This is a genomic window from Bacillus sp. z60-11, assembly GCF_046464135.1.
Lineage (GTDB): Bacteria > Bacillota > Bacilli > Bacillales > Bacillaceae > Bacillus > Bacillus sonorensis_A.
The window spans coordinates 50,778-67,521 of record NZ_JBIYSN010000004.1 but is presented as its reverse complement, the minus strand read 5'-3'; the positions used below and the strand labels follow the sequence as shown (position 1 = coordinate 67,521).

Annotated in this window: 21 protein-coding genes and 1 pseudogene; 6 read left to right on the top strand and 16 right to left on the bottom strand. The window is 43.1% G+C overall.

Annotated elements, in window-relative coordinates; genetic code table 11:
* The first annotated feature begins 20 nt into the window (after positions 1 to 20).
* A complete protein-coding gene (locus tag ACINLD_RS12715) occupies positions 21 to 776 on the top strand; it encodes a class I SAM-dependent methyltransferase (RefSeq protein ID WP_077735816.1) in 756 nt (251 codons plus the stop codon).
* A 22-nt stretch (positions 777 to 798) separates the two neighbouring features.
* On the opposite strand, the gene ACINLD_RS12710 is transcribed toward ACINLD_RS12715, so the two are convergent.
* Entirely contained in the window at positions 799 to 954 is a 156-nt protein-coding gene (locus tag ACINLD_RS12710; protein WP_236251296.1) for a hypothetical protein, read from the bottom strand.
* A 342-nt stretch (positions 955 to 1,296) separates the two neighbouring features.
* The gene (locus ACINLD_RS12705) at positions 1,297 to 2,169 is read right to left on the bottom strand and encodes an alpha/beta fold hydrolase (RefSeq protein ID WP_409444784.1); all 873 of its coding nucleotides are present in this window, start codon (positions 2,167 to 2,169) and stop codon (positions 1,297 to 1,299) included.
* Between the two features lie 149 nt (positions 2,170 to 2,318).
* Here ACINLD_RS12705 and ACINLD_RS12700 point away from each other — a divergent pair, with 149 nt between their 5' ends.
* Positions 2,319 to 3,038: a MerR family transcriptional regulator gene (locus ACINLD_RS12700; protein ID WP_410207025.1), complete on the top strand. Its 720-nt coding sequence runs from the start codon at positions 2,319 to 2,321 to the stop codon at positions 3,036 to 3,038.
* A gap of 39 nt (positions 3,039 to 3,077) precedes the next feature.
* Here the strand turns inward: ACINLD_RS12700 and ACINLD_RS12695 are convergent, their stop codons facing one another.
* Complete coding sequence (locus ACINLD_RS12695; RefSeq protein ID WP_410207024.1) at positions 3,078 to 3,740, bottom strand: MBL fold metallo-hydrolase; 663 nt, start codon at positions 3,738 to 3,740, stop codon at positions 3,078 to 3,080.
* Positions 3,741 to 3,837: 97 nt separating this feature from the next.
* Between ACINLD_RS12695 and ACINLD_RS12690 the strand changes: the two genes are divergently transcribed.
* On the top strand, positions 3,838 to 4,191 hold the full coding sequence (locus ACINLD_RS12690) for a winged helix-turn-helix transcriptional regulator (protein ID WP_410207023.1): 354 nt from the start codon (positions 3,838 to 3,840) through the stop codon (positions 4,189 to 4,191).
* 270 nt (positions 4,192 to 4,461) lie between these two features.
* Here the strand turns inward: ACINLD_RS12690 and ACINLD_RS12685 are convergent, their stop codons facing one another.
* The 9 genes and pseudogenes from ACINLD_RS12685 to ACINLD_RS12645 all read right to left on the bottom strand — a co-directional run bounded on the left by ACINLD_RS12685 (position 4,462) and on the right by ACINLD_RS12645 (position 9,682).
* Positions 4,462 to 5,004 carry a cupin domain-containing protein gene (locus ACINLD_RS12685; protein ID WP_026585661.1) on the bottom strand — a complete coding sequence of 181 codons (543 nt, stop codon included), beginning with the start codon at positions 5,002 to 5,004 and terminating at the stop codon, positions 4,462 to 4,464.
* 219 nt (positions 5,005 to 5,223) lie between these two features.
* Positions 5,224 to 6,000, bottom strand: a complete 777-nt coding sequence (locus tag ACINLD_RS12680; RefSeq protein WP_026585660.1) for a sulfite exporter TauE/SafE family protein — start codon at positions 5,998 to 6,000, stop codon at positions 5,224 to 5,226.
* Between the two features lie 61 nt (positions 6,001 to 6,061).
* Complete coding sequence (locus ACINLD_RS12675; protein ID WP_026585659.1) at positions 6,062 to 6,289, bottom strand: sulfurtransferase TusA family protein; 228 nt, start codon at positions 6,287 to 6,289, stop codon at positions 6,062 to 6,064.
* A gap of 25 nt (positions 6,290 to 6,314) precedes the next feature.
* Positions 6,315 to 7,482 (bottom strand): annotated as a pseudogene (locus ACINLD_RS12670) (MBL fold metallo-hydrolase).
* Positions 7,445 to 8,014 carry a sulfurtransferase TusA family protein gene (locus ACINLD_RS12665; protein ID WP_077735824.1) on the bottom strand — a complete coding sequence of 190 codons (570 nt, stop codon included), beginning with the start codon at positions 8,012 to 8,014 and terminating at the stop codon, positions 7,445 to 7,447. The pseudogene ACINLD_RS12670 and the gene ACINLD_RS12665 overlap by 38 nt, the downstream one beginning before the upstream one ends.
* Before the next feature lie 68 nt (positions 8,015 to 8,082).
* Positions 8,083 to 8,451 (bottom strand): rhodanese-like domain-containing protein, encoded by a 369-nt coding sequence (locus tag ACINLD_RS12660; RefSeq protein WP_409444783.1) that lies wholly within the window; start codon positions 8,449 to 8,451, stop codon positions 8,083 to 8,085.
* Between the two features lie 25 nt (positions 8,452 to 8,476).
* Positions 8,477 to 8,959, bottom strand: coding sequence for a DsrE/DsrF/DrsH-like family protein (locus tag ACINLD_RS12655; protein ID WP_077735826.1), 483 nt, complete (start codon positions 8,957 to 8,959; stop codon positions 8,477 to 8,479).
* A 125-nt stretch (positions 8,960 to 9,084) separates the two neighbouring features.
* Positions 9,085 to 9,345: a metal-sensitive transcriptional regulator gene (locus ACINLD_RS12650; RefSeq protein ID WP_026585655.1), complete on the bottom strand. Its 261-nt coding sequence runs from the start codon at positions 9,343 to 9,345 to the stop codon at positions 9,085 to 9,087.
* A complete protein-coding gene (locus ACINLD_RS12645) occupies positions 9,335 to 9,682 on the bottom strand; it encodes a sulfurtransferase (protein ID WP_077735869.1) in 348 nt (115 codons plus the stop codon). Before ACINLD_RS12645 ends, ACINLD_RS12650 begins: the two co-directional genes overlap by 11 nt.
* A gap of 282 nt (positions 9,683 to 9,964) precedes the next feature.
* On the opposite strand from ACINLD_RS12645, the gene ACINLD_RS12640 reads away from it, so the two are divergent.
* Both ACINLD_RS12640 and ACINLD_RS12635 read left to right on the top strand, forming a co-directional pair.
* The gene (locus ACINLD_RS12640; RefSeq protein ID WP_410207022.1) at positions 9,965 to 12,016 is read left to right on the top strand and encodes a thioredoxin domain-containing protein; all 2,052 of its coding nucleotides are present in this window, start codon (positions 9,965 to 9,967) and stop codon (positions 12,014 to 12,016) included.
* 52 nt (positions 12,017 to 12,068) lie between these two features.
* Positions 12,069 to 12,344, top strand: coding sequence for a hypothetical protein (locus tag ACINLD_RS12635; protein ID WP_026585650.1), 276 nt, complete (start codon positions 12,069 to 12,071; stop codon positions 12,342 to 12,344).
* A 248-nt stretch (positions 12,345 to 12,592) separates the two neighbouring features.
* On the opposite strand, the gene ACINLD_RS12630 is transcribed toward ACINLD_RS12635, so the two are convergent.
* The 4 genes from ACINLD_RS12630 to ACINLD_RS12615 all read right to left on the bottom strand — a co-directional run bounded on the left by ACINLD_RS12630 (position 12,593) and on the right by ACINLD_RS12615 (position 15,459).
* Positions 12,593 to 12,784 (bottom strand): YbxH family protein, encoded by a 192-nt coding sequence (locus ACINLD_RS12630; protein WP_026585649.1) that lies wholly within the window; start codon positions 12,782 to 12,784, stop codon positions 12,593 to 12,595.
* A 16-nt stretch (positions 12,785 to 12,800) separates the two neighbouring features.
* The gene (locus ACINLD_RS12625) at positions 12,801 to 13,049 is read right to left on the bottom strand and encodes a sigma-G-dependent sporulation-specific acid-soluble spore protein CsgA (RefSeq protein ID WP_077735831.1); all 249 of its coding nucleotides are present in this window, start codon (positions 13,047 to 13,049) and stop codon (positions 12,801 to 12,803) included.
* Positions 13,050 to 13,118: 69 nt separating this feature from the next.
* On the bottom strand, positions 13,119 to 14,342 hold the full coding sequence (locus tag ACINLD_RS12620) for an MDR family MFS transporter (RefSeq protein ID WP_026585647.1): 1,224 nt from the start codon (positions 14,340 to 14,342) through the stop codon (positions 13,119 to 13,121).
* Positions 14,326 to 15,459, bottom strand: a complete 1,134-nt coding sequence (locus ACINLD_RS12615) for an ATP-grasp domain-containing protein (protein ID WP_236251298.1) — start codon at positions 15,457 to 15,459, stop codon at positions 14,326 to 14,328. Before ACINLD_RS12615 ends, ACINLD_RS12620 begins: the two co-directional genes overlap by 17 nt.
* Positions 15,460 to 15,665: 206 nt before the next feature.
* On the opposite strand from ACINLD_RS12615, the gene ACINLD_RS12610 reads away from it, so the two are divergent.
* Complete coding sequence (locus ACINLD_RS12610; protein ID WP_026585645.1) at positions 15,666 to 16,559, top strand: LysR family transcriptional regulator; 894 nt, start codon at positions 15,666 to 15,668, stop codon at positions 16,557 to 16,559.
* The last annotated feature ends 185 nt before the right edge of the window (positions 16,560 to 16,744 follow it).

The window sequence follows — 16,744 nt, the reverse complement described above, 5'->3', positions numbered from 1 at the left end:
CTTTGAAAAGGAGGAGAAATATGACAAGGAAAGTTGGCACAGAGGAAGCCATTCAAAGATGGAACCGATTTGCGGATGCGTATGCCGCCAATCATACCGAACAAGGAGACATTCACAAAGAAGTTTTTTTAAACCCGGCTTTATTTTCCTTAATGGGAAACGTCAAAAACAAAAACGTGCTTGATGCCGGCTGTGGTGAAGGGTATTTAAGCAGAATGCTGGCCAAAGCGGGGGCTCGCGTAACGGCAGTGGACTACTCGCCGAGAATGATCGAAATCGCCAAAGAAAGAACGCCGAACGGCCTGCCGATTCGTTATCAACAGGGAAACCTCGAGAACTTGCATGACTTGGAGGATCAAAGCTTTGATTTGATCGTGTCCAACATGGTGATTCAAGACCTCGCCGATTATGAAAAAGCCTTCCAAGAAATGCATCGCTTACTCGCAGACAGGGGCTGTTTTATTTTTTCGATTTTACATCCGTGTTTTATCACCCCGGAAAGCGGCTGGGAGAAAACAGCCGACGGCCATAAGCTCCACTGGAATGTTGACCGATACTTTTATGAAGGTGCGTACGAACAAAGGCTGGGTGATCAAGAAAAAATACTATTCTTCCATCGAACCCTGACAAGCTATATCAATACTTTGCTTCACACAGGTTTTCATGTAGAAAGCATCGTCGAACCAAAGCCGGCAAAAGAGATGCTCGAAAAATACCCTTCATTTGCAGAGGATTTGAGGTGCCCTGATTTTATTGTTTTTCAATTAACAAACTAAAAAGCAGGCGGCTTTGCCTGCTTCATTTTTCCTTTGCTAACTTTATAAACAAGAAAAATATTACGATCACGATGCCATAATTTAAAGGATTACTAAAAATACTCATATTTAAAGCGATTTGCAAAAGAATCCACAAAACAAAAATAACAGTTATAGAAGGTAATATTAATTTATTCAGATGACATCACCTTTACCAAATTAAAATAACGGGGAACCTACATCTTCCCCTCGTTAGCTGTTCTTTTTACAAGAAGCCGCAGCACCGGTCAAGCCTCCGCCGACACCACCAATCATAAATTAACATAAAAAATAAGTCGCATCCGTGGGATTTCCAAATAAAAATATAAAAATGAATCCATCTTATTATCAATTGGTTACAAACCATTTTATAAGGAACTTTATTGCGGCCTAAAAAACTAATAGGATAAGCTTAGCTTAACTAACCAGTGCAGCTTATGTTGTGTTGTTCTTTGCGGATTAGATGTAGCCCTTGTTTATTGAGAATGCCACTGATGTCACATCACCTCCCCCCATTTGAATTTTTAACCAACCAAGGTTTGATGAATGGCAGCACCGTTTCAGGCTGCATCGTTTTCGTGTGATCCATATCCTCTCCTTTTAAGATTTCCACATCCCACCCTAGGGATTCTAGCTCTTGTTTATTTTGTTGGATGATACCGGCAATATCGACGGTGACATTGCCGAAGTTTTCTCCATACATAATCGTGTCTTTCTCACCGGCGAACGTCAGTCTTGGAATCGTGAGCAGATGCTGAATTGCTCGATCATCAAATGACGCTAAATGCTTATACATTGTGAAAAACTGTTTCGTTTGATTTTCATCAATCTTGACCTGTACATGATCCCAATCGACTTGTTCGGGGCTTTGTTGCCCATCAGATCCAGGAGAATTTTTATGAGACAACACCTGTTCGTATGTTTTAGCGGTCACCGTCAACATTTCTTGATACGGACCTTCAATCGGCGGAAATCCGCCCATGATCAAGCTTTCTAATCGGTTTGTCCGAGTCGCTAGCTGCAATCCTACTAAAGCTAACCATGAGTATCCGTAATAGTGAAACTTTTTAATGTTCATTTTATCAGCAATGGCCAACAAATCTTGGACGATGTTTTCAGGTGTAAGATTCTCCGGGTTCGGATGCTGAAGGCGATGGCCTTCATAGTCAAAATACAACACTTGAAATGTATCACAGAGGCCCTCGACAACGTGTTTTCCTAATTCAGGGTCTACTCCCCACTGCTTTAAAAGTTCAGCTTCTTGACCGTATACGGTCTCTTTGGCTGTCGGCAGCATGACAGTTTTGCCGCCGGGATTTCCAACTAAACCAACCTTGATGTCTGATTCATCGATCAGTTTTATGAATTTCTCCATCATCTCACTCCCAACTCGTTATACTACAACCATATAACATTCATGCAATCTTTCGGTTTTGTGCTTTTTTCCCCTTAATATGATAGGATTTCATTTAAAATATGTTGCCGTAGCACTTGAAGGTTTTACTTTAAATAAGGAGTGAAGGGATGGAAACATATACACCCAAACAAATGGCCAAAAAACTCAATGTAAGCACAACCACCTTGAGAAGATATGAAGAACAGCAGCTGATTCCGAATGTACCGAGAACGAAAAGAAAACACCGTGTTTATACACCGATCCATGTTCAAGCCTTTACGGCAATTAGAGCATTGCTAAAAGCCTATGACATCCCAGTTGTTTATCAAGCCATGCGTATGATAAAGAACGGACATTTTGAAAAAGCCCTTTGGTTAGTAAACGAACAGCAATTCCATATACAGGTGGAAAAGCAAAGAGTCGAAGAAATACTCACCATGATTCAAAAAGCTGATGTTACAACATATCAACATATAAAATTAAAAGAATATATGAGTATCGGAGAAGCCGCAAAAATTGCAGGTGTCAACACTTCGGCTATTCGTCATTGGGAATATGAAGGGCTGGTTCGCTCGGAAAGAAACCAAGACAATGGTTATAGAATGTTTACGCAATCTGAATTGCGGAAGATTTTAGTTATCAGCAGCTTGAGGAAGACGATTTATTATATTGAAAACATGAAGCAGCTTTTGGATGAATTAGACAATCAAAGCTACGGCCAAATCGAACGTTCCTTTCAATTGGCACTGGAAAATCTGAATCACAAGCTGCTGCTTCAATTTATCGGAATCACGGAGTTGACGACATACATGAACTTTTATAAGAAATCGTCACCTGAAAAACACTGATATGATAAAAAGCAGGCTTTTGAACCTGCTCTTTTTCCTTTAGTCTCTATACCTTAAAACATATCTTTTATACAATTCATCATTGTAGAGAATATCTTGTCCGTGTGAAGAACTGATGAGAGCCGGCTTTATTTCATCCATCACAGCTCCGCTGTCTATGTTCTCATTCATGTCAACGCTGAATTTTCTGATGGGCGGATGTAAATCTTCTTGACTTGTAATGAAAAGGTCTCCTGCTAAAAGGATGTTGTCGATTTCATGATGATAGACAACATGCCCTGGAGAATGCCCGGGCGTTAAATAAAATTGGATGGGCAAGTGATCAAGCGCTTGCTCTGTCAGCGGCCGGACAATATTGGCCACCCCTGTTTTTTCCACTGTATGTTTATTCGGATAAGGCGCCTCTCCATTGATATACATCAATTCTTTTTGATGTGCATAAATCGGAATATTAAACTGCTCTAACCACTTTGACGCACCTCCAATATGATCTCTGTGGCCATGGGTAAGCAAAATCGCTTTTGGCGTTCCAATAGCTAATGCAGCCTGCCTTTGAGCATCTGCTAACTTTTCTGTTCCTGTATCGATGATATAAACATCATCACCATCTTGAATGAACCAAATATTAATGGGAAAGTGAACAGGCTCATCAAGCACAAATCCGCATTTAAATACATGTTCTGATATTTGCATCATGTTCAAGTAAGACCACTTCCTTTGCATTTTGATATCATTAATGTAATACAAATGAATGGATCATGTAATGACGCACATTTTTGTAACTTAAGGGGCGGATGATATGGCAAACCGTTTAAATGGTTTTGGAGTCTGCAGTACAGAAGTCAAAAAGGCTTGTCCCGTGGAGCTGACTTTACATATGATAGGCGGGAAATGGAAAGGGATTATCATCGACATCCTGTCTGATCAACCGGTCAGGTTTAATGAACTGAAACGATTAATACCGGGCATCACACAAAGGATGTTGACATTACAGCTGAGGGAACTCGAAGCTGATGGGATTGTAAAGAGAAAAGTGGAGAATACTCTACCTAGGAAAGTGGAATATTCTTTAACAGAACAAGGTGAGAAGCTTTATCCGATTATTGCAGCCATGAGAATGTGGGGAAATCAATATTTGAGTAAAAATAGTTGAAGTTCGAATGATACAACTTGGCAATAAGGTAAAATCCTGTTATTTTTCAACATGTCCACGCTCCCTTTGACTTATATTCGTGAAGTGAAATATAGACAAAAACACAACATCAAAAGGTTTTGCCAAACTGGCAAAACCTGAACAATTTTTTAATCTTAACGAGATGATTACACAAGCTGATGCTTTTTCAGGAGAATCCCCTTTCCCTGCAAGAACTCATAGTACTTTGACTAATCCCGCCAAACACTACTTTATTTTCATTGCCATCATCTATAGCCTTCTTCCTTCTTCCGCAACCGCTGCAGCCGCTTTGGTTGCATGAATGGTACCAAATGGATGGTTAGGAGGAGCATAAATCGAGTATAGCTTTAACGGTATGTTGCCAGTATTGATGAGATTATGCCATGTTCCGGCTGGTATTACGATGGCAGAATCATCGTAGACGTTTCTTTTAAAGGGTAAATGATCACTGCTCTTGCCCATCTGAACAATCCCCCGGCCTTGTTCTATCCGTAAGAACTGATCAACGTTTGGATGCATTTCCAAACCGATATCTTCGCCTACATTTAGACTCATTAAAGTAACTTGTAAATTTGTTCCCGTCCATAAAGCCGTACGAAAAGTGTTATTTTGCTTCGTTGCTTCATTAATATTAATGACAAACGATTTTGACCCATAGTCCGTTAACAAAAGTCTTCCATGACCATTCGACGAGCGACAATCATCAAACTGGTTTACATTGTACGGAAATCTTCCATCGTCATAGTTTGCTCCATTCACGTAATATGGATACAGATAAGGTGCATAATACACTTTTTCATCCCCCACAGTTTTAAACATGTCATGAAATTATCCTATGCAACGGTTAAAGGAATGTACTCAGATTTATATTGACCTGTTCAAACCATCGTTTTAAAAAAGAAGAGAACTGTCCTAAATGCCAAGACAATAATCAAAATTGGCCCAAATCAACACGAGCAAAAAGAAGCCCATCCAGCACTGGGATCGGCCTTCCTTTTCCCATAACGTAATTTATAAAAAGTCCAGCCAAATTTTAACGACTGTTGCTGAAATGAAAAGAGCCAACATCCATTGCAGGAATTTTGCATTTAATTTCTGCCCCGCTTTTGCCCCTATAGGGGAAGCAATTAAACTAGCGATCATAAGAACCAGAGCAGGTAAAAAAAGCACCTGACCTGTGATTACTTTTCCAACCGCTGCGCCAATTGATGAAAGAAAGGTAATCGCAAGCGAGGAAGCAATGGTGATTCTTACAGGAAGGTTTAACACGGACAACATAACGGGAACAAGGATAAAGGCGCCTCCAGCTCCTAAAATACCTGATACTCCCCCAATGATGAAGGCTAAGGAAGAAGCCAGCCATTTATTAAATGTGACTTCTTCTCCTTCTCTATGTTCTCGTCCTTTTTTAGGCATCAAAATTAAGATAACAGCTATAAGGCCTAAGATTCCGTATATGAAATGAATTCCTTTTTCAGGTATGAGATAAGAAAAGTAACTCCCCATGATACTTCCTATCAGGATACTGCTTCCCATATAAACAATTAATGCTTGATGTAAAGCTCCACTCTTGCGATAAGCCAAAACACCGCCGATAGCGGCAAAGAAAACTTGGATAGCTCCAATCCCTGACACTTCATGGGCGGTTAGTGACATGACTCCCACTAAAGGGGGAATGTACAATAACATTGGATAGTTCACAACAGATCCTCCTATACCAACCATTCCGGAGATAAAGGAACCCATAAATCCTATGATGAAAAGTGTGATCACAAAGGCCATATCCATTCGGATTCCCTCCTTTTCAAAGGAAAAGGGCATCTTTTCATTCGATACCCTTTCACATTGATTAGCCTTTTTGAATCCAGAATTTCAGGACCCCGCCTTCTTCTACATGTTCTAAAAGGTGATGGCCGCCTGATTGAGACCAAGCCGCCAGGTCATTTTTGATTCCTTTATCTGTTGCATGCACCTCTAAAATTTGCCCCGATTCTAATTCATTCATCGCTTTCTTTGTTCTGACGATTGGCATTGGACATGCCAGCCCTTTTGCATCTAATAATTGATCTGATTTCAAGTTCATCTCTCCTCTGTTTAGGTCTTTATCGAATCGCACAACGGTTTGGTCCGATTTCCATTTCACGCTGTTTTTCTTCATCCGAGTTGATTTTTCCCATGTTCGTTTCGCGAATCTCTTGATATGCATTTGGCTGCGGCGGCAGATTGTCTGTCACTAAGTGTCTAAATTCTGTTTCATCCTCGATATTCAAACCGTGATTCTCCGCAAACAATGCCCCTAGTTTTTTACCAACGCTTCCATCCTCATTTAACTCGTCAATGATCATAAAGTGTGCCGGCAGCACGATGAACTCATTTGATAACGCTTTGTAACGGCTGTAAAGTGTTTCTCTTAAATCACCTACCCAATCTTCTGCCATACCGGCTAAATCCGGCCTGCCGATCGAGTCAATAAACAGGATGTCGCCTGAAAGGAGATACTGATTATCGACAATGAAAGAAGTGGAGCCAATGGTATGGCCGGGAGAATAAATCGGCTGAATCGCAATTGTTGTATCCCCAATGGCGACATCATTTCCTTCTTCCAGCGGCTGATAGTCGAATACCGCTTCTTCGGCGTCTTTCGGCGGTAACCAGTAAGTTGCTTTTGTTTTTTCGGCAATCGCTCTGCCGCCAGAAATATGGTCTGCGTGAAGGTGTGTATCAAACACATGTGTAATCGTCACACCCTTCTCCTTCGCAAAATTTAAAAAGACCTCCGCCATACGTGTAGCATCGATAATCGCGGCTTCCCCATCAGATAAAACCATGTATGATAGACAGCCTTTACCGATTCGAACAAATTGATAAATCTCTCCGCCGTCTTTTAAATCGCCGACTTTTACCGGTTCTAAATGCTCGCTCCACGCCTTCATACCGCCTTTAAGATACGATACAGAAAGACCGGCTTCTGAAAGCATCTCGGACACCATCACGGATGAGCCTTCTTTGGCGCAGACGACAAGTACTTCTTTATTCGAAGGAATGATATCCAAGATATCTTCCACGCCATCTAAAAGGTCGAAATAAGGAATATTCAAATGCTCAACATGATGCCCTTCAATCTTCCAATCGCTAAAATCATTTTCATTACGCACATCAAGGATGAATAACGGTTCTTTATTCAAGATTTTTTGTGTCACTTCTTTTGCGGTAAGTGCCTGTACGGTCATGTTTAAATACCTCCTTTTTCTGTTTTACCTGTCCAGTCACGCATACCTGGGACAACGTTGATTAACTTTTTAAAGCCTTGTTTTTTCATCGTTTGTGCTGCCATTTCACTTCTTCTTCCCGAATGGCAAATGATATACATTTCATCATCTTTGTTTAACTCATGAGAGCGCTGTTCCACTTCACCAAGAGGAATATGCGCTGCACCGGGGATATGAGCTTCTTCATACTCCTCCGCCTCCCGAACATCTAAGATGTTAAGAGGCTCAGCACTTTCGACTTTCTGTTTGAAAGCTTCTAATGAAATCTCCGGAACCGAAGATCCGCTTTTTGACGGACGCTCTCCTCCTTTACGAAGAAAGTGACGAAGGACGTCTCCCTCTGTTTCAGTACCTAGATACTCATGACCTGAGCTTCTCGCCCATGCTTTTAGATCTGCGGTAAAGCCTTTATCCGTTGCTTGAATTTCTAATACGTCGCCAGCCTCTAAATCCTTCATTTTCTTCTTCGTTTTGACGATAGGCATTGGACATGCTAAGCCTGTGGCATCTAATACAACATTTGCTTGGAACATTTTACTTCCTCCTCATACTTTTATAGGGGTGGGGGTATATGAACAGTCAAAAAAATATCTTTTTCCGTCTAATGCCATGCATTCATACCGCCTTTTATATTTGTGACATGTTTAAACCCTTGTTTCTTCAATACCTTACTCGCCTTCATGCTTCTCATGCCGCTTTGACAAATAACCAATACTTCCCGATCTTTCGAAAGCTGATCAGTTTGTTGAGGCAGTATTGACAAGGGAATATTTTGAAACCCTTTAATATGCTTTGTACGAAACTCACCAGGTGTTCGAACATCTATAAACTGCTTCCCTTTATTTTTCAGCTCTGATTTTAATTCTGTCGTTGTGATTTGTTTCGCACCTTTTACTGGTGCAAAGTTCCGAATCATGATCCATAGTAAAAACAAAATAAGCAAGGTATAGATGATGACTCTGCTATCCATCGGATTGAATCCACCCCTCTCTCAATTAAATAAATAAGTTGACATGACCGTCTTCAGCGTCTGCTAAATATGCAGCTACACCTGCGTATTCGATATCATCTAATAATTCTTTTTCCTGCAAGCCAAGCAGATCCATTGTCATCGTACAAGCTACGAGCTTTACACCTTGTTCTTGAGCCAATTCTATTAATTGAGGCAATGTAAGTGCATGGTGCTTTTTGATGACATGTTTAATCATTTTAGGTCCCATACCTGCAAAGTTCATTTTGGACAAGCCCATCTTATCAGCGCCTCGAGGCATCATTTTCCCAAACATGTTTTCAAGAAATCCTTTTTTCACAGGAACCAGCTCTTCTTTACGTAAAGCATTCAATCCCCAAAACGTATGGAAGATGGTCACTTCATGATCATAGGCGGCCGCTCCATTTGCAATAATATAAGCAGCCATCGCTTTATCATAATCCCCGCTAAATAAAACAATTGTTGTGCGTTTTGTTTGTTCTGTCATGCTTCTCCTCCTATCTCTAATTACCCTATGGGGTATATTTGATTCAAAAAATATATGCATATACCGGTATGGGTATTTTATAACGCTTATAAAAATCCGTCAACCATATAGGCTGATGAATTTTTTTATCGACTCTTTACCAATAACTCAACAGCCTCTTTGACTAAGTTTTCTGTATCCTCTCCTTTTGTCAGGCTTTCACGAACACAGTGTTCAAGGTTGGTGCTGACAATCACACCCAACGCACGGTCGATGGCATTTCGTGATGCTGCCAATTGGGTCACAACATCTCGACAATCTTTTTCTTGTTCCATCATCGTCAACACACCTTTAATTTGTCCTTCTATCCGGCGCAGACGGTTTTTAATCTGTTGATTATACTCCATATCGCAGAAATCCTTTCTTTGATTGATTTATACATTTGCATTTTGCCACCTCATAACTATGCACATGAATACCTTTGCGTTTTAAAAAACGCACTCCTAAATTTAATTCTACCCTATCCCCAGCAATTATGTGTATCTTATCTTGTGGAATATCTAAATAATAACGTTTTAAATACGCATAGGGAATGTGTAAAAGTGCAGCATCAGAGTAGTTGGATGTATCATGATAATGACGAATATCCAAGATCGTCATGTCCAAGCTCTTTAATTCATCCCTGTTGATACAAGCAATTCCTTTAACAGGATCATAACGTCTATACGCATCAAAGATGATCATGAACGGGAGCGGGATCAGCAAATAACTCATTTAACACACCACCTTATGAACGAATTTTTGTTCACGAACATGATATACCCTAATGGGTATTGTGGTCAAGTGTGAAGGTTTTTCCTTTTGAATAGATACAAGAACAGATTGATCGGTGAGAAGTCGCCATACCTGCTTTAGCCCATTTAACTGGTACTGATTTTTTAAAAGGTTCCTGCGAGTTCATTTATGCATTCATGGTATTTTTTTATCCAAGTGTGGTAAATTAAAACAAAGAAAGAAGGTGACCCCATGCCAACGAACAGACTGATCGATGAGAAGTCCCCATACCTGCTCCAACACGCCCACAACCCCGTTGACTGGTATCCTTGGGGTGAAGAAGCATTTGAAAAAGCGAAGCGCGAGAACAAACCGGTTCTTGTGAGCATCGGCTATTCGACTTGTCACTGGTGTCACGTCATGGCCCACGAAAGCTTCGAAGACGAAGAAGTCGCGAAGCTCTTGAATGAGAAGTTTATCTCCATTAAAGTCGATCGCGAGGAGCGGCCTGATGTCGATTCGATTTATATGACGATCTGCCAGATGATGACGGGGCAGGGCGGCTGGCCGTTGAATGTTTTTTTGACGCCTGAGCAGAAGCCGTTTTATGCCGGTACATATTTTCCGAAGACAAGCCGTTTTAACCGACCGGGGTTTGTCGAAGTATTGAAGCAGCTTTCTGATACGTTTGCGAAAAACCGCGATCATGTGGAAGACATCGCCGAAAAGGCGGCCAACAATTTAAGAATCAAAGCGAAAAGCGAAGGCGGCGAGTCACTTGGCGAGGATATTCTCATGCGCACGTATCAACAGATGATCAACAGCTTTGATGCGGCGTTCGGCGGCTTTGGCAGCGCGCCGAAGTTTCCGATTCCCCATATGCTGTCCTTTCTGCTTCGCTACCACCAATACAGCGGGGAAGAAAACGCCTTGTACAGCGTCACGAAAACGCTTGACAGCATGGCGGACGGAGGCATCTACGACCATATCGGCTACGGGTTCGCCCGCTATTCGACCGACAACGAATGGCTCGTCCCCCACTTTGAAAAAATGCTCTATGACAATGCATTGTTGCTCATCGCCTATACAGAGGCCTATCAATTGACGAAAAACGAACGGTACCGCCGGATTTCCGAAGAGATCATCACCTTTGTCCAAAGGGAAATGACCGATGACAAAGGCGCTTTTTATTCAGCGCTTGATGCCGACACGGAAGGTGTAGAAGGCAAGTATTATGTATGGTCAAAAGACGAAATCCTGGAAGCGCTCGGAGACGACCTCGGCCGCTTGTACTGCGCCGTCTACAACATCACACCCGAAGGCAACTTTGAGGGGCACAATATTCCGAACTTGATTTATACGAGATGGGCAGATGTGAAGGCCGAGTTCTCCATAACAGATGCAGCGCTTCAAGAAAAGCTTGAAGAAGCGCGAAACAAACTGTTTGAAAAACGGCAGACCCGGACATACCCGCATGTTGACGATAAAGTGCTGACATCCTGGAACGCCTTGATGATCGCCGGCCTCGCCAAAGCGGCGAAGGTGTACGAGATGCCGGAATACCTTGATATGGCGCGGACCGCCGCTTCTTTTATCGAAGGCGAGCTGATCAAAGACGCACGGGTGATGGTGCGCTATCGCGACGGTGAAGTTAAACATAAAGGTTTCATCGACGACTACGCGTTTTTGCTGTGGGCATATCTCGAATTGTATGAAGCATCATTCGATTTGAATGAATTGCGGAAGGCAAAAGAACTGGCCGAAGACATGACCGGGCTGTTTTGGGATGAAGAGCATGGCGGCTTTTATTTCACCGGAAGCGACGCCGAAGCGTTAATCGTCCGGGATAAAGAAGTATACGACGGCGCCCTCCCTTCCGGAAACGGCGTCGCGGCCGTACAGCTGCTGCGGCTCGGACGGCTGACGGGCGATTTGTCACTAATCGACCAGGTTACGAAAATGTTTTCTGCATTTTATGGTGACATCTCATCCTACCCGAGCGGCCATACAAACTTTCTCCAAAGCCTGTTAAGCCATGTGATGCCGCAAAAAGAAATTGTCGTGCTTGGAAAACAAGATGACCCTGCCCGGCAAAAAATCATCACGGCGTTGCAGCAGGCCTTTCAGCCGAACTACGCCATCCTGGCCGCGGAATCGCCGGATGATTTTAAAGGCGTTGCCGAATTCGCGGCAGAATACAAAGCTGTCGACAGCCAAACAACGGTTTATATTTGCGAAAACTTCGCCTGCCAGCAGCCGACGACTGATATAGACGAAGCGCTGAACCGGCTCCTTTCCGTTTAAGAGGCGGTGATCATGGGAATAGCATTTAAAAACCAGAAAGGGGTTTGGATGCATGAAGCAAAAAAACGTCATGTCACGTCTCGCAGTTCCAACCGTTATCACCGGAGTCGCCGTGTATATGTTGAAGGATCAGGCCAACCGCCAAAAGCTCAAAGCGTACATCGAAAACGCAAAAGAAAAAATCCCTTATTTCTCGGGTAAACAAGAAAAAACCTCATTCCCGGTCGAGAAAGCAGGAAACCCGTCTCCGCAGGATATTGAGGACAATAAGATGGTTTCGGAAGGATCGATGTATCCGGTCCATTATTATGATCAAAAGAAAAAATAAGCATAAAAGGACTGCCGTATCACCACGGCAGTCCTTTTAGATTGTTGACAAAATCCTTAAACGGTTTAAAGTTTTAGGATTTTGTCTTCCCTTCAGCGTGATTGAAAACCCTTGCAGTCTAGGAAGGCCGAGCATCGGAGCGGAGCGAATGTTGTAATTCGTGAGCACCGAAGCGCAGGCCTGACAACGGATGCGAGGGTTTGTCGACACGCTGAAAGGACTGCCGTATCCCGACGGCAGTCCTTTTGCTATATCTTATTCTCATAACAATAATGATTCACCAGCTCTTCGATCAAATCATGCTCCGGAAATTCCCCGCGAAAATCAAACGGAATCTCCTCGACAAACTCCCCGCGCCGGTACACGTGAATCGCTCCGTTTTGCCTTGTGACACTGTACTCCGGTTCAAATGTATAGCCGTTCCTTTCGATCGCTCCCATCTATTCGGCCCGCCTTTCAAAACAGCAGTTCATACACTTCATTTAGTTCTTGCGTCCGTTTGTGATCCTGTTCATTCAGCGCATATGTGATCTCATGTTCGAGCACTTTATTCAGAAAAGCCATTTCGCGCTCATCCAAGTGTCTGACGAATTCTTCCTCATTCGCGTATTGCTGGGAGGCGATTTTTCTGTAAATGCTCTGTCCTGTGTCATGCTCAAGATGATTGGACAGCGATTCCCGGAGGTAGCCTAATGTGGTATCCATGATTCAATCTCCTTTTTTCCTTTAGGTTGGGTGAATTCGTGATGATTCATGCATGAGCGGCGCAAATTTTCAATAAGAAAAAGGCGATACACCATGATGCTGTGCAGATAAAAACTTTCTCCTTCCCATATGGTAAGCGCCTAAAGCCAAGAAGACCGAAAACGCGGCAATGAGAAAGATGACCTTTCCTCCGTACAAGCCAAGAATCATCCCACCCAGCCACGGCCCTAAAAACTCGCCGATGTTGTACACATTTTGCATGCCGTAGTAAGCGCCCTTCATATGATCTGGAGCCAGCTCATCCAAAAGGACATTCATTGAAGGGAAACATAAAATTTCGCCGATTGTCAGGACAAACATCGAAAACATGAAAAAAATCAAGCCATTTGCGACAGAAAATCCGATATACCCCAAAATGCAAAAAACGGTTCCTATTGATATCGTGGTTAAGGATTTGTACTTTTCAAACAAACGGGTGAGCGGAACTTGTAAAAGGATGACGGTAACCGCGTTTAAGGTGATTAAAGCCGAAAAGATGTTAACCCCGTTTGCAATGTCGTGATTCAAATACTGCAGCAAAGTGCTTTCCATTTGCGAGTAGCTGAACAACAAAAGGATGCCACCGGCTATGTAAAAGCGAAGTGCCTTGTCCTGCTTTAACGTTTTCACAACGGAACTTGCCCGAACTGGCTTCGGAGCGGTTTTTGTCTCTTCCACCGTGATGTGCCGCATCATTACGCTCAAAAATGCAGCATAGCCAAAATAGACAAGACCTGTGATGATAAACGGAGCTCCTGTTTTGGCAAAACCGAAATAAGTTCCCAATAAAGGGCCGACTGCGGCTCCGATATTGATGGCCAAATACCGCAAAGAGAAGATGCGGAATCTCATTTCCCGTTCCGATAACTCGGCCATCAAAGCCTTAGATACAGGTTCAAAACACGAATGGCACAGCCCGCTTAACATGTTTAACAATAAAAACCACATGAAATCATGGACAAGCCCGAAAAAAATAAACACAAAGCTCCAGATGAAAATCGCTGAAAGCATCACCTTTTTTCTGCCGACTCTATCTGAAAGCGCTCCTCCGACTACCCCTCCTACAGTGCTTGAAAAATAGCCTAAACCGATCACAAGCCCGATGGCTGCAAAATCAGCTCCCGTTTTCATATGCAGATAGAGCGCCAAAAACGGCGTTGTCATCGACTTAGCCGCCTTCGTGACAAGCGTGCCTATCAGCAAAAACCGGATCAGCGGATGAAGGCGGCTGAATGCTTTAAATTGTGTAAACATCAGAAGCTTTTCCCCATACGGTATGATCTTGAAACCACATTGCAAGCCGGTCAATGCTGCCGCTCAATTCAGCTTCTGTGCGCCCGGTAACCAGGCAGCTTGCAATCGCATCTACACTGGAGGATGAGCCGTGAAACCTGTCCCCGGGTTGAGCGGAAATGTGTTGTTTTGCTAACCAGCCGGCTGACGGAGCAGCCTTAATTTCTTTCAGCACGCCGTCTTTTGGAGGAATCAACAGCCAGCCGCTTAAATGACGCGGACCGTTGTTCATCTCGGGAATATGAAAGTCCAGGCCGCATTGCGCTTTGACACACACTTCATTGATATCAAAGCCGAAAGTTTGCGCAGTTGCTTCACGCACCATAGCGCCGCCTGTCCTGCTGGCCACTTCGCAGAACACCAACTCATCGTCCGGTGTGTGAAATACTTCAGCATGAAATGTTGTCGTCTCGGGAACAGGCAGGGCATCAAGCACTTTTTGAACAAAATCAATCAACCGGCGGGTGAGCGGATTTTTCCGTTCAAGCTGGAGGCTGCCTAAAAACTGTTGCTCTTGAAACGCCAGACACCCGTTGATATAACGGGACGGCCAGCTCAGGATAGTCTCTCCTCCTAAAATGAGGCCGTCTATATGATACATATCTCCTTCGATAAACACCTCAACCTCCAGATGATCGGGAAGACCTTTCGCAAGAAAATCCCACATGTCCTGCCGGTTCCTCAAAACGGTTGTATCAACAGATCCTGAGCCGTAGACAGGCTTTACGATCACAGGAAAACCGAAAGTTTGAACAAACATAGATAAGTCGGCGGCCGAGTCGATTTTCTTAAAATCAGGAACCCTTACACCCGCTTTTTTAACATGCTCTTTCATCAACACTTTGTTGCGGAACAGCCGGGCGCTTTCATAAGACTGCCCTTTTATCCCCAAAAGCGATCTCAGCTTCCCCGCTCTCAACATATCAAATTCCGATGAGGCAATAATCGTTTTAAAGTGATACGTTTCATTCAGCTCCAAAGCGCGCATTTCGATACACCCATTCACCGGATAATCGTCAAACGCTTCGATCACATCATAATTTCGGCATTCATTCACACGGTCTGCTGAAGTCAGCATCACCACCGGTCCGTCTAGTTCCTCCAGCCATACATCATACGGAGATTTGCCATAAGCGGTTTTATTCAGAATAAGCGTACTGATAACAGGTTCTCCTTTCTTGTAAAAGACGTTTTTCAATTTTATAATAATGAAAGTATTTAGATAACTCTAATATATCTTTATTAGATATTCATAAATCTTATTTATGATTAGAGGTGTGAAACATGAATCTTCATGCACTGCGGCTGTTCTATACGGTCGCTGAAACAGGCAGTGTCACCCAAGCCGCCAAACAGTTAAACATCAGCCAACCGGCCGTTACTTCTCAAATTAAGAATTTAGAACGCGATATCGATTGTACCTTACTCGTTCCTAAAGGCAGAGGCATCTTGTTGACACAGTCCGGCGCAGAGCTTGCAAAACAGGCAAAGCGGCTGTTTTCACTTGAAAAAGAAATTGAATCATATGTCAAACAGTTAAAAGAGGGTTCAATGGGAAAGCTGCGCATTGCCGCCACCTTTCTCCCCGCCAATTTTTTGCTGCCAAGATGGATCAGCCAATTTAAACAGCTATTTCCCAAGACAGAAGTGGAAATTACGACCACGAATTTTCAAAAGGCTTGTGAACAGCTGATCAACTATGAAGCGGACATAGGCCTGATCGGCGGAACAACGGAATTCGGCCCCTTCATAAAAGGAACGCTGCTTTTGGAAGATGACATGCTGTTTGTCGTCAATAAAGACCACAAGCTTGCATCACAGCACACAACATTGGAAGAAGTTGTGAAAGAACCGTTTGTCTTTCGGGAAGAAGGCAGTTTTTCCCGGGAGAAATTGATTTCGTTATGTACATTGCATCATGTAGACAAACCAAAAATAGGTGTACAAATCAACGGATTGAACGAAACGATCAGAACGGTTATGGAAGGGTATGGCGTGATGTTCGCCTCCGCTCTTGAAGTGAACGAATATATGGACCGCGGGGATATTGCAACGGTTCATGTCGAGAAAATCAACTTGAAAAATCCGATTTCATTATGCATGAGAAGAGAAGATTACCTTTCTGCTTCTGCCATTAACTTTATGCAAATGATGAAAACCGCTCCGTATACACCTTAATCGGCAGGTTTTTGGCATATGCCTGCAATCAGTCGACATGGGTTTTAAAGCGAAACCAATTGTTCGTACCAAGCAATTGGTTTTTTTGTGCTCGCTTGATTTTGTCACAAGTTTCTTCGCCAAAACTGCCGGAAGTATGGGCACGGCTTTATGTGCAAACACGTTACAATATTAGCAATGAAAGC

Bases quoted from the DNA above. Each gene is read 5' to 3' on its own strand.
- ACINLD_RS12640 (WP_410207022.1), top strand. From the start codon at position 9,965: ATGCCAACGAACAGACTGATCGATGAGAAGTCCCCATACCTGCTCCAA.
- ACINLD_RS12645 (WP_077735869.1), bottom strand. From the start codon at position 9,682: ATGATCATCTTTGATGCGTATAGACGTTATGATCCTGTTAAAGGAATT.
- ACINLD_RS12625 (WP_077735831.1), bottom strand. From the start codon at position 13,049: ATGGATACCACATTAGGCTACCTCCGGGAATCGCTGTCCAATCATCTT.
- ACINLD_RS12660 (WP_409444783.1), bottom strand. From the start codon at position 8,451: ATGGATAGCAGAGTCATCATCTATACCTTGCTTATTTTGTTTTTACTA.
- ACINLD_RS12690 (WP_410207023.1), top strand. From the start codon at position 3,838: ATGGCAAACCGTTTAAATGGTTTTGGAGTCTGCAGTACAGAAGTCAAA.
- ACINLD_RS12615 (WP_236251298.1), bottom strand. From the start codon at position 15,459: ATGCTGACTTCAGCAGACCGTGTGAATGAATGCCGAAATTATGATGTG.
- ACINLD_RS12635 (WP_026585650.1), top strand. From the start codon at position 12,069: ATGAAGCAAAAAAACGTCATGTCACGTCTCGCAGTTCCAACCGTTATC.
- ACINLD_RS12700 (WP_410207025.1), top strand. From the start codon at position 2,319: ATGGAAACATATACACCCAAACAAATGGCCAAAAAACTCAATGTAAGC.
- ACINLD_RS12680 (WP_026585660.1), bottom strand. From the start codon at position 6,000: ATGGATATGGCCTTTGTGATCACACTTTTCATCATAGGATTTATGGGT.
- ACINLD_RS12705 (WP_409444784.1), bottom strand. From the start codon at position 2,169: ATGGAGAAATTCATAAAACTGATCGATGAATCAGACATCAAGGTTGGT.
- ACINLD_RS12655 (WP_077735826.1), bottom strand. From the start codon at position 8,959: ATGACAGAACAAACAAAACGCACAACAATTGTTTTATTTAGCGGGGAT.
- ACINLD_RS12665 (WP_077735824.1), bottom strand. From the start codon at position 8,014: ATGTTCCAAGCAAATGTTGTATTAGATGCCACAGGCTTAGCATGTCCA.
- ACINLD_RS12715 (WP_077735816.1), top strand. From the start codon at position 21: ATGACAAGGAAAGTTGGCACAGAGGAAGCCATTCAAAGATGGAACCGA.
- ACINLD_RS12610 (WP_026585645.1), top strand. From the start codon at position 15,666: ATGAATCTTCATGCACTGCGGCTGTTCTATACGGTCGCTGAAACAGGC.
- ACINLD_RS12620 (WP_026585647.1), bottom strand. From the start codon at position 14,342: ATGTTTACACAATTTAAAGCATTCAGCCGCCTTCATCCGCTGATCCGG.
- ACINLD_RS12650 (WP_026585655.1), bottom strand. From the start codon at position 9,345: ATGGAGTATAATCAACAGATTAAAAACCGTCTGCGCCGGATAGAAGGA.
- ACINLD_RS12630 (WP_026585649.1), bottom strand. From the start codon at position 12,784: ATGGGAGCGATCGAAAGGAACGGCTATACATTTGAACCGGAGTACAGT.